The organism is Bradyrhizobium sp. 23, from assembly GCF_023073295.1.
GTDB lineage: Bacteria > Pseudomonadota > Alphaproteobacteria > Rhizobiales > Xanthobacteraceae > Bradyrhizobium > Bradyrhizobium canariense_D.
Genome location: NZ_JADPJF010000151.1, coordinates 138,595 through 149,457, shown reverse-complemented (window position 1 = coordinate 149,457; position 10,863 = coordinate 138,595). Strand labels below are relative to the sequence as shown.

Genomic DNA, 10,863 nt, shown 5'->3' with positions numbered 1-10,863 from the left:
GACAGTTGAGAGCGTGGCAAGAGACGAGCCCCTCAAAACGGCTCGTCGTCCGGCCCGTAGCGGTCGCGCTTTGGTGTCGCGATGTCGCCGTCTTCGTAATCATCGTCTTCGGTGTCGCGCGGAGGCTGAGGCTTCTTCGCCTTGTCTTTTGCTGGCGCGTCGTCCGCAATTTTGGGCGGCGCGCTCGGCTTGCCGATCTTGGCCATGGCTGGTCCCGGACAGTGATGCTGCGCCCAAACCTATCCGGAAGATATGTGCAGTTCCTGACTTATCTCAAGGCGGTCAGTGCACCACCGGCCCGCCGGCCTTCTTCCAGGCATCGATGCCGCCGGCGATGTGGGCGGTGTTGGTGAGCCCGGCCTCCTTGGCGGCGGCGACAGCCATCGCAGAGCGTTCGCCGAAGGCGCAGAAGAACACGACGCGGCGACCGGTGGCGGCCGCGACCTCGCGCAGCATGCCGCCGGGCTTGAGGCTGTCCTCAACGGACGGATAGGGTGTATGCAGCGCGCCTTCGAGCATGCCGTGCTTCATCCGCTCATTGGTCTCGCGCAAATCGACCAGCAGGATATCGGGACGGCCGAGGCTGCGGATCGCCTCGACGGCGCGGAGCACGCGGCCCTCTTTCTCCAGCTCCTCCTGGTGCAGGCCGACATGCATGTTGGCGGGCACCGCGACGTCCATCATCTTCGGATTGGGCAGCTTCAGATTGGCCATCAGCTCGATATAGTCGTCGACCGAGCGCACCTGGAGCCGCGGATTGTAGCGTTTCTCCTCGCCGATGGTGGAGACGGTGTCGCCCTTGTAGTCATGCGCCGGGAACACCATGGTCTCGTCGGGCAGCTTGAGCAGGCGGTTGAAGATCGAATCGTACTGCGCGCGCGACGAACCGTTCTGGAAATCGGTGCGGCCGGTGCCGCGGATCAGCAGCGTGTCGCCGGTGAAGACGCGGTCGCCCATCAAGTAGGAGTAGGAGTCGTCGGTGTGGCCGGGCGTGTACATCACGTCGAGCGACAGGCCCTCGATCGTCACCTTGTCGCCGTCGGCAACCCGCATCGCCACCACGTCGGCCTTGGTCTGGTCGCCCATCACGGTCATGCAATGGGTGCGGTCGCGCAGCTCGCCGAGGCCGGTGACGTGGTCGGCGTGCAGATGGGTGTCCACGGCCTTGACCAGCTTGAGATCGAGCTCGCGCAGGAGCTGGCAGTAGCGGTCGACCTTCTCCAGCACGGGATCGAGGATCAGCGCCTCGCCGCCGGCGCGGCTCGCCAGGAGATAGCTGTAGGTGCCCGAAACACTGTCGAAGAGCTGGCGGAAGATCATGGCAAGACCCGGCGTGAACTACCCCGAGATTCTATTACATTTCGGGCTTACAAGAGAAGCAATTCACTGTGTAAGCAAGAAAATTTGGAAGATTTTTATTCCTGTGACGGGCGGGTGGGCGTCACCTAGCCACGGCTGCCATTCCCGCGAAGGCGGGGAATCCAGTACGCCGCGCCCTCCCGTACCCCTCGCGGTCTCGGAGTACTGGATCGCCCGCCTTCGCCGGCGATGACACCGAGTATGCCGCGACGCTTCGCCCCGACAAAAGGCTCAGGGCCTCACCACCGTGTATCCGTTCTCGCTGAGGAACAGGATCTGCCCGACCCCGACCTGCACCGGCGTAGCGGCAGGGATGAACTCCGGCCGCTTGCCGGTCTCCCGCTCGATCGTGTCGACAGTGTTGAGGCAGATGTCGAAGCGTACGCCTTGCGCGATCAGGCTCTCGACCTGCTTGCGGCGCTCGCTGCCGGTGAACAGGAGGTCGATGCCGGGACCGAACGCCACCACCTCGATTGCGACCTTGTCGGGGTCGTAGGCCTTCAGCAAATTGTTGGCGACGCTGAGCACCAGAGCTTGCTTCCTGGCATCGCCATCGGAGAGCTGCAGCACGATCTTGTGCTCGGCGAACGGCTTGTCCTGGAGCGGCACCTGCTGCGCGAAAGCCGGTGGCATCGCCGCCCAGGCGAACAGCGCCAGCAGCATCGCGGATAGGGTTTGCGACCGCATCATCCCTGTCCTGCGATGCCCGGATTACCCTCGACGCCCTTTAGCGTGACGCCGGAGCCGAGCCGCTCCTGAAACATCCGGCCCGAGCGCAGATATTTTGCCACCACATCCCACACCGGCGCGCCTTGCTGGCCGTTGACCGAGGCCCAGCCCGCGACCTTGTAGCGGTGGCTGGCACTGAGCGCCTTGCCGCCATTGAGCTTCAGCTCCGAGATCCGGCTGCCGATCGTCGCCGTCGGCGTGCAGGTGTAGCTGAGCCCACCGGCGCGCACCATGTCGCCGCCCTGCTGGTAATAGGGATCGGTATTGAAGAGGTTGTCGCAGACGTCTTCCAGCACGTCCTTGATCTCCGCGCCGGTCATCTCCTGCACATAGGTCTCGGGATAGCTGATCGCGGTTTCCGCGAGCAAATCCTCCATCGTCAGTGCCTGGCCGGACAGTCCGGTGACGCCCCAGCGGAAGCCCGGCGACAGCGCGATCTCGGCGTCGAACTCGGTGCGCAGCGCGCTGCAGATCAGCTCGTCGACCGGGCCGGCGAAATTGTCGCGTCGATACAGCAGGCGATCGGGCGTCGCGATCTTCTCCAACCAGTCGGTGACGAAGGGTGCCCGCAACCGGCCGATCAGTTCGGCCATCCCGGGATCGGGTTTCAACAGCTCGGAATAGACCGGCAGCAGATGATATTTGACGTCGCCGACCTTGCCCTTGTCGAGCGCGAGATCGAGCACGGCCAGAAATTTTCCGTTGGAGCCGGCATTGGTGACGAGCGTCGTGCCGCTCGCATTCTTCACGGCGATGGGCTGCGGGATCGCATCATGGGTATGGCCGCCGAGGATGACGTCGATACCGGTGACGCGGCTTGCGAGCTTGAGATCGACGTCCATGCCGTTATGCGACAGCAGGATGACCGCATCGACCTTGTCGGTGCCGCGCAGGCCGTCGACATGCTTCTGGAGCTCTTCCTCGCGGATGCCGAAGGACCAGTCCGGCGTGAACCGTTTGGGATGCGCGATCGGCACGTAAGGGAAGGCTTGGCCGACGATCGCGACGCGATGGCCGCCGAGCTCCTTGATCACGGAGGGCTTGAACACGCGTCCCGTCGCCTTGTCGAAGGCCGGGGCATCATTGAATGCGGCTTCCTCGGTGAGAAAAACGTTCTGCGCCAGAAACTCGCCCCTGAAGCGCGCGAGATTGTCGCGCAGCGCCTGCTCGCCATAGGTGAATTCCCAATGCCCGGTCATCGCCTCGACACCGAGCAGGTTTGCGGCCTCGACCATGTCGCGGCCCTGCATGATGTTGGCAAGTCCCGAGCCTTGCCAGAGGTCGCCGCCGTCAACGAGCACGGAGCGTTTTTCGCCGACATCGCCACGCAAGCGGTCGATCAGCGTCTTCAGATGGGCGAAGCCGCCGAGCTTGCCGAAGCGGCCTGCGGACTTCTCGAACTCGAAGCAGCTGAAGGCATAGGCATCCGCGCTGTCGGGCCTGATGCCGAAACGGTCGAGAAAGGCGCGGCCGACCAGATGCGGCGGCCGTCCCGCCATCTCGCCGATCCCGATATTGACGCTGGGCTCGCGAAAATAGACTGGATTGAGTTGCGCATGCGTGTCGGTGAGGTGAAGGATGCGCGCATTGCCGAACCGTTCGAGGTCGTAAATGCTCGCAGCCTCAGCACCGAGCGCAAGCCGCGGCAGGCTCAGCGATGCGGCAGCAAGGCCTGCATTCTTCAGGAAATCGCGGCGGCGGATCGCCATCCAGAAATTCTCCGCGCCCTCTCACGGTCGCAAGGCTGTTGCACAAGCGAACAGTCTAACGGATTTCCATCGCCTTCCAGGCTTCTTTTTCGGAAATCGCCTGGAAGATCGACGCCTTCGCCAGCGCCTCGGCCTCCCTGGCTGCGGCCACGGCGCGGTCGAAATCGCCGCCATCGGCCGCCTTCTTTGCGGCGGCCAGCGTCGAGACGGTCACGGTCCATTGGTTGCGCATGCCGGCGGCCTCCTTGGAGGCGGCCTCGGCGGCGGCAAAGGCCGCCTTGTAGTCTGCCTCATCTGCCGCGCGCGCCGCCGGCGCGAGCCCGAGGGTAAGCAGCAAGGCAAGCAGCCGGACGAAAGGGAGTGACAGCTTCATGGCCGCGCTCCCGGTCCCGATATCGGCAGGCCGTTGGCGACGTAGGACAGGAAATATTCGACGTCGCGATATTCATCCGCCTGCGGCTCCAGCGGAACCGCGCGGGTCTGGCTGTTGCAGGTGACGAAGCGGCGGCTGGTGGTGCCCATGCCGCTCCATTCGGAGCGGTAGATCGGCATCGCGTTCAGAATGCCAAGCGCCGGCGCCAGGATCTCGGCGCGGATGCGCTCACCCGGGCTCTGCACATGGCAGCTCGCGCAGGAGAAATTCAATTGGCCGCGGCGGGTGTAGAAATAGCGCTTGCCGTTCTCGAATGCCGCGAGCGCGCGAGGATCGTCGGGGATCTTGATGTCCATCGGCTTGCCGCGCGAGGTGAAGGCCATGTACGCCGTGAGCGAGGCCATCTCGTCCTTGACGTAAGAATAGGGCGCCTCGCCATTGGCCTCGCGGCAGCGGTTGAGCGCCAGCTCCAGCGTGACGACCTTGCCTTCCTTCTCGTCGAAATAAGGATAGTTCTGGCGGATGCCGATGCCGCCGTTCGGGAAGCAGTCCGCATAGGTCTTGCCGTTCTTGAACGGGGTGGCGAACATCTCCTTGCCGGCGTCGAGCGCAAACTCGTAGGGCGGGAATTCCTCCTTCTCCTGCCACTGCCGCTTCATGTCCTCGTTCATGGAATAAGGACCGTTGACGAAATCCTCGTGCTTCACATCAGGGAATTTCTGGAAGAAGAAGTTCTGGAACGCCTTGGCATCGGCGATGGGATCGACCTTGTCGGCCGCCACCACGCGTGGAGAGGTGAGGGCCAACGCGACGAGCGCGGCGCTCAACGAACCAAGCAGGATGGTGGTGCGGGCCTTCATCACGAGATCTTCGCAGTGGTCGTGTCCGACGCACCCTTGTTATCGGTCCAGGAGACCTTGAGATCGTCGCCCTTCTTGGCTCCCTTGAAGCTGAACTTGACGTAGGGGTCCTTCGAGACCGCGGTGCCCCAATCGGCAACGAAGACGTCCTTGCCGTTACATTCGAATTTCAGCTGCTGGATGTAATGCGCCGGGATCAGTTCGCCTTTGGCGTCCTTGACGAAGCCGGTATCCATCGGGTGCTGGATCAGCGCCTGCACCTCGGTGATGTCGCCGTTGGTGGTGGCGCGGACGCGAATGCTGGATGCCATCTCGATCTTCCTCGCTTAGCCGCCGCAGCCGCCGACGGTGACCTTGACCTCTTTGGTCGCGCTGTAGAGCTTGCCGTCGGCCTCCACGATCGCGACCACGTTGGTGGTCTTGGCCATCTTCAGCCGGTTGGCGACAGCAGGGATCGTGCCTTCGGGAATCCTGTAGCTGGCGGCCAGCGCGCTGGGATTCTCGGCCACGAAGAATGAAATCGAGGTGACCTTGTCGAGTGTCGTCGTCACCGAGATCGGCACCACACCGCCGTTCTCGGCGATCTCGGGGGCGTCCAGCTTGACCTTGTCGGACGGCTCGGCGGTTTTGCCGTAGAGCGCCTTGATGGCGTCAGCCTCGCTCTTTTGCTTGAACGCCTCTTCCGGATATTTGTCGTTGGCCGCGGCGCGCGCGGGCGCGGCGCCGAACGGCAGATTGCCGAGGCCGAGCAACGCGACCGAGGCTGCGCCCTGAAGGATCAGGCGCCGCGTCGCGCTTGGGCCGGTGAGTGTGGTCATCTCTGGTCTCCCAACCAAATCTCGTGGCATGCCTGAAGTCACAGGGTCTGCAGGAAATCAACGATCGCGCTGATCTCCTGTTCGGTCAAAATCCGGTTCCGGCCGAACGGCGGCATCATGGTCTGCGGATTGCGCTTGGTCTCGTCGAAGATGATCGCGGTCAGTTCGTTGCGATCGGGGTACTTGGCCTTGAGGTCCTTCAGTTCCGGCCCGATCGTTCCCGGCAGGTCGCCACCCCTGATGACATGGCAGGTCAGGCAATTGCCCTTGCCGCGGTCGAAAGCGAGTTTCTGGCCGTCGGCCACAGCGGACTGCGCCCACGCCGGGGTGGCGAGGCCGGCTGCAATGGCCAGCAAGATGAACAGAACGGGCGTCCGGGAAAAGGCGGTCAAGGCGTTATTCCGAGGCGTTATGCGATGGTCTCGATTACGAAATAGAAGCGTTCCAAAGCACAAAGGGCGCCGCCTGACAATCAAGACTATCCACGCGACAAAATGGAGTTAATATCTTCCCGATTGCAACTAAAGAGATTATTTGTTCAGCCGGCTTGGTCCGAGAGTTAGGGACCGTGGCGCGGGCCGGCTGTTTCCTGAGCGTTTGGGCGCTCAACCTGTTTTCATCGCGTTCTCGTTTTTTCAAGGGGACCTCACTTGGCTGAATATGTCGTCGAATTCGGCAGGGATGGCGGTCGGGTCGAGTCGGATGGGCGGCTCGATGCGCCGGCATTTCATCGCAATCACGAGCCGCTCTGGGCGGCACTGGAACGGCATCTCGCCGGCTGCACCGGCAACGTGGTCGAGCTCGGCAGCGGAACCGGCCAGCACGTGGTCTACTTCGCCCGTCACACGCCCGGCCTGATCTGGTGGCCCAGCGATCTCAACCAGCGCCACCTCAAGAGCATCGAGGCCTGGCGCGTTCATTCAGGTCTCAAAAACATCCGCTCGCCGCTGCGGATCGATCTCACCGATCCGGACTGGTGCCCGGAGATGAAAAGCGGGCAGGGGCCGTCGAGTCTTGCCGCATTGTTCTGCGCCAATGTCATCCACATCGCGCCATGGAGCGTCGCCGAGGGTCTGTTCGCCGGCGCCGGCCGCTATTTGCGGGCCGACGGCAAGCTGTTCCTCTACGGCCCGTTCAAGCGCGGCGGCAAGCACATCGCGCTCAGCAATGCGGTGTTCGACACCTCCCTGCGTGAAGGCAATCCCGACTGGGGCGTGCGTGACATCGCCGATGTCGAGGCGCTTGCCCGCGGCGTTGGTCTTCGCCTTGTCGATACGATGGACATGCCCGCGAACAATCTGACCTTGGTATTCGCGCGATAGGAGGTCGTCATGCCCGGGCTTGTCCCGGGCATCCACGTTCTTCGTGCACCAGCTAAGGCGTGGATGGCCCGGTCAAGCCCGGCCATGACCGTGCGGAGATGTCAGCGCCGCAAACGCTAGCCCTCGTCCTTCCACCCGATCTTGTCCTTTAAGAACCGAAAGCCAATCACCTCGAACCCGGCGCGCTCCTTGTTGTCCTTGCCGTAGCCGTGGCCACCGGCTTCAGGCTCGTAGAACCAGGCCTCGTAGCCCATGGCCTGGAGCTTTGCCGCCATCTTGCGCGCATGCCCGGGATGGACACGGTCGTCGCGTCGCGTGGTGGCGATCAGGATCGGCGGATACGGCTGGCCGGCCTTGACGTTGTGATAGGCGGAGTAGGACTTGAGCCAGTCCCACTCCTCGGGCTTGTCGGGATCGCCATATTCCGCGATCCAGCTCGCGCCGGCGAGCAGCTTCGTGTAGCGGCGCATATCGATCAGCGGGATGGTGCAGAACAGCGCGCCGAAACGTTCGGGGTATCGCACCAGCATGTTGGTGATGAGGATGCCGCCGTTCGATCCGCCCTGCGCGGCGATGCGCTTTGCCGTCGTCACACCGCGGCGGACGAGATCGGCGGCAACGGCGGCGAAATCGTCGTGCGACAGTTTCTTGCCGGCGAGCCGGCCGGCATCGTGCCAGCGCGTGCCGAATTCGCCGCCGCCGCGCAAATTCGCCTGCACCGTGGTGCCGCCACGCTCCAGCCACAGCTTGCCGAGCGACGGGTTGTAATACGGCTTCACCGAATGGGCGAAGCCGCCATAGGCGCTCATATAGACCGGTGCATCGCCGGTCTCGCCGGCGGGGCCGGTCTGTACATAGGGGATGCGTTCGCCGTCGGTCGAGATCGCTTCGTGCTGGGTCACCACGAGGCCGTCGGCGTTGAATGTTTTCGGCGCCTGCTTCAACACGGTCGGGCTCGCGACGCCGCGCTCGATCAGCAGCAACGACGGCGGCGTCAGCGGATCCTGCACATTGGCAAGCAGGTCGCCATTGCTCTCGGAGGGATGGCGATCCAGCGGCCAGATGTCGACGACGCCGATCTGCGGCAGGCCGCCGAGCGACGCGCGGCTCCAGCCTGTGGCCGACGGCGTGCAGATCTCGAATTGCGGCTGGAGCTCGTCGAGGATCGACAGCACCAGCTTGCCTCCGGTCCAGAACAGGCCTTGCAGGGCGCGGCGAGGTTCCGGCTCGAACAGCACCGCGAAATCGCGGCTGCCGGCGAGGAACGCCGAGAGCGACATGCCGAGCACGGTGCCGGCGGCATAGGTCTTGCCCTCGATCGACCAGGCTTCGCGCAGCTTCATCGCGAACCAGTCGCCATGCGCCTGCAACCAGATGCCGGTCGGCAGATCGAGCTTCGTCGTCGCACCGTCTGCGTCGCGCAGCCAGAGCGCATGATTGAAGAAGTCGATCTGGTCGACGATCCAGCTGCGCGGGGCCGCAGCGGTGTCGTCGACGATGCCGGAGATCGCCATATGATCGGCCGTGGTCTCGATGATCACCTGCGCCTGATCGACAGGCTGGCCGCGCCGCCACAGTCGAACCGTCCGGGAATATCCCGAGCTCGTCGCCATGCCTTCGCCATGGGCGCTCGACAGCAGCAGCGTGTCGGCATCGAGCCAATCGGCGCCGCCCTTGGCTTCCGACAGCGCAAATCCGTCCGCAACGAAACTCTTGGTGTCGAGGTCGAATTCCCGCAAGGTGACGGCATCGCTGCCACCGCGCGACAGCCCCAAAATGGCGCGCGCGCTTCCCGGCTGCGTGGTGATGCCGCTCAGCAGCCAGTCCTCGCCTTCGCGTGCCGCGAGCTGGTCGACATCCAGCATGATTTCCCACGTCGGATGCGGTTTGCGAAACTCCGCAAGGGAAGTCTTCCGCCACAGGCCGCGCGGGTTGGTGGCGTCCTTCCAGAGATTGTGCAGTTCGGTGCCGCGGCGGCTGACATAGGGAATGTTGTCGGGACGATCGTAGATCGCCGCGAGGATGTCGCGATCGCGCGCGAAGGCCGCTCCGCCGAACGCGTCGAGTGTCAGGCTGTTCTGCCGTGTGACGAAATCGAGCGCCTGCTTGCCTTCGATCTCCTCCAGCCAGAGCCAGGGATCGTCGTCAGGAGCGCTGAGCGTAGGCCTGTCGTCGACGGACATGAACGAAACTCCGGAAGGTCGCGGCGGATAGGATTTGATCGAGCGCAAGCCGTCAAGTGCGCGGCCCATTATCATCGGCCCGATTGCGTCAGAGACATGGCCTGCGCCCGTTTGCGCCGGTTGCCCGCCCTCCCGCGTCCCGCCATAGTGCCGGGAATCAAGCGAGCCCTTGAAAGCACTTAAAAGCCCGTTGGGGCGGAAATGCCGATGCTGGATGTGACTGCAGCCAATGAGGTCGCCGCCGACGCCCGCGTGCGCGCCAATGTGGTGCGCCTTGCTGCCGCGCAGGCGCTGACCGGCGCCAATTCGGCGGTGATCTTCGCCACCGGCTCCATCGTCGGTGCGACGCTTGCACCCGACATGTCGCTCGCGACGGTACCGCTGTCGATGTACGTGCTGGGGCTTGCGGCCGGCACGCTGCCGACCGGCGCGATATCGAGTCGCTTCGGCCGCCGCTGGGCCTTCATCATCGGCACGGGCCTGGGTACGCTCACCGGCCTGCTCGGCTGCTTCGCGATCCTGCACGCTTCGTTTCCGTTGTTCTGTCTGGCGACTTTTCTTGGCGGCCTCTACGGCGCGGTGGCGCAGTCCTATCGCTTCGCTGCCGCCGACGGCGCCAGCGCGGCGTACCGACCCAAGGCGGTGTCCTGGGTAATGGCGGGCGGCGTGTTCGCCGGCGTGCTCGGTCCGCAGCTCGTGCAATGGACCATGGATGTCTGGCAGCCTTATCTCTTCGCCTTCAGCTTCTTGGTCCAGGCGGCTGTCGCGCTCATCGCGATGGGCATCGTCGCCGGGGTCGACATGCCGAAACCGGCGCCGGCCGATCTTCATGGCGGGCGGCCGCTGCTCGAGATCGTGACCCAGCCACGCTTCATCGCAGCGGCGCTGTGCGGCGTCATCTCCTACCCCATGATGAACCTGGTGATGACCTCGGCGCCGCTTGCCATGAAGCTGTGCGGCTTGAGCGTTTCAGATTCCAATTTCGGCATTCAATGGCACATCGTCGCCATGTACGGGCCGAGCTTCTTCACGGGCGCGCTGATCGCCCGCTTCGGCGCGCGCAAGATCGTTGCCGCCGGCCTGCTGCTGGAGGCCGGCGCGGCCGGCATCGGCCTGTCCGGCATCACCGCGATGCATTTCTGGGCCACGCTGATCGTGCTCGGTGTCGGCTGGAACTTCTCCTTCATCGGCGCCTCGGCGCTGGTGCTGGAGACGCACCGGCCGCAGGAGCCCAACAAGGTGCAGGCCTTCAACGATTTCCTGGTGTTCGGCATGATGGCGATCGGCTCGTTCTCGTCCGGCCAGTTGCTCGCCAGTTACGGCTGGTCCGCGGTGAACATGGTGGTGTTTCCGCCGGTGCTGCTCGGTCTCGCCGTGCTCTCGTTGGCGTCCTGGACCCGTCGCCGCAAAGCGCGGCTCGACGCGGCCATGGGCGAGTTCCCGGATGCGATCTGACATGGCGGGAGGCTGTCAGCAGCGTTGATAGTTCGATCCAGGTCGAAGTGATTTT

At 64.1% G+C, this 10,863-nt stretch carries 12 protein-coding genes; 2 read left to right on the top strand and 10 right to left on the bottom strand.

The window, feature by feature from the left end; all coding sequences use genetic code 11:
- Positions 1-32 precede the first annotated feature (32 nt).
- The 9 genes from IVB32_RS37825 to soxX all read right to left on the bottom strand — a co-directional run bounded on the left by IVB32_RS37825 (position 33) and on the right by soxX (position 6,240).
- Entirely contained in the window at positions 33-206 is a 174-nt protein-coding gene (locus IVB32_RS37825; RefSeq protein ID WP_018455980.1) for a hypothetical protein, read from the bottom strand.
- A 76-nt stretch (positions 207-282) separates the two neighbouring features.
- Entirely contained in the window at positions 283-1,320 is a 1,038-nt protein-coding gene (locus IVB32_RS37820; RefSeq protein ID WP_018455981.1) for an MBL fold metallo-hydrolase, read from the bottom strand.
- Between the two features lie 270 nt (positions 1,321-1,590).
- Complete coding sequence (locus IVB32_RS37815) at positions 1,591-2,049, bottom strand: hypothetical protein (protein ID WP_018455982.1); 459 nt, start codon at positions 2,047-2,049, stop codon at positions 1,591-1,593.
- A complete protein-coding gene (gene soxB, locus IVB32_RS37810) occupies positions 2,046-3,797 on the bottom strand; it encodes a thiosulfohydrolase SoxB (RefSeq protein WP_018455983.1) in 1,752 nt (583 codons plus the stop codon). Before soxB ends, IVB32_RS37815 begins: the two co-directional genes overlap by 4 nt.
- A gap of 55 nt (positions 3,798-3,852) precedes the next feature.
- The gene (locus tag IVB32_RS37805; RefSeq protein ID WP_018455984.1) at positions 3,853-4,170 is read right to left on the bottom strand and encodes a hypothetical protein; all 318 of its coding nucleotides are present in this window, start codon (positions 4,168-4,170) and stop codon (positions 3,853-3,855) included.
- Positions 4,167-5,030 carry a sulfur oxidation c-type cytochrome SoxA gene (gene soxA / locus IVB32_RS37800; protein ID WP_018455985.1) on the bottom strand — a complete coding sequence of 288 codons (864 nt, stop codon included), beginning with the start codon at positions 5,028-5,030 and terminating at the stop codon, positions 4,167-4,169. Before soxA ends, IVB32_RS37805 begins: the two co-directional genes overlap by 4 nt.
- A complete protein-coding gene (gene soxZ, locus IVB32_RS37795) occupies positions 5,030-5,341 on the bottom strand; it encodes a thiosulfate oxidation carrier complex protein SoxZ (RefSeq protein ID WP_018455986.1) in 312 nt (103 codons plus the stop codon). The genes soxA and soxZ overlap by 1 nt, the downstream gene beginning before the upstream one ends.
- 15 nt (positions 5,342-5,356) lie before the next feature.
- On the bottom strand, positions 5,357-5,848 hold the full coding sequence (gene soxY, locus IVB32_RS37790) for a thiosulfate oxidation carrier protein SoxY (RefSeq protein WP_018455987.1): 492 nt from the start codon (positions 5,846-5,848) through the stop codon (positions 5,357-5,359).
- 38 nt (positions 5,849-5,886) lie between these two features.
- Positions 5,887-6,240, bottom strand: a complete 354-nt coding sequence (soxX, locus tag IVB32_RS37785) for a sulfur oxidation c-type cytochrome SoxX (protein WP_018455988.1) — start codon at positions 6,238-6,240, stop codon at positions 5,887-5,889.
- Between the two features lie 258 nt (positions 6,241-6,498).
- On the opposite strand from soxX, the gene IVB32_RS37780 reads away from it, so the two are divergent.
- Complete coding sequence (locus IVB32_RS37780) at positions 6,499-7,170, top strand: DUF938 domain-containing protein (RefSeq protein ID WP_018455989.1); 672 nt, start codon at positions 6,499-6,501, stop codon at positions 7,168-7,170.
- A 116-nt stretch (positions 7,171-7,286) separates the two neighbouring features.
- Here IVB32_RS37780 and IVB32_RS37775 read toward each other — a convergent pair whose 3' ends face one another.
- Positions 7,287-9,353, bottom strand: coding sequence for a prolyl oligopeptidase family serine peptidase (locus IVB32_RS37775; protein WP_247413058.1), 2,067 nt, complete (start codon positions 9,351-9,353; stop codon positions 7,287-7,289).
- A 207-nt stretch (positions 9,354-9,560) separates the two neighbouring features.
- On the opposite strand from IVB32_RS37775, the gene IVB32_RS37770 reads away from it, so the two are divergent.
- The gene (locus tag IVB32_RS37770) at positions 9,561-10,808 is read left to right on the top strand and encodes an MFS transporter (protein WP_247413056.1); all 1,248 of its coding nucleotides are present in this window, start codon (positions 9,561-9,563) and stop codon (positions 10,806-10,808) included.
- The last annotated feature ends 55 nt before the right edge of the window (positions 10,809-10,863 follow it).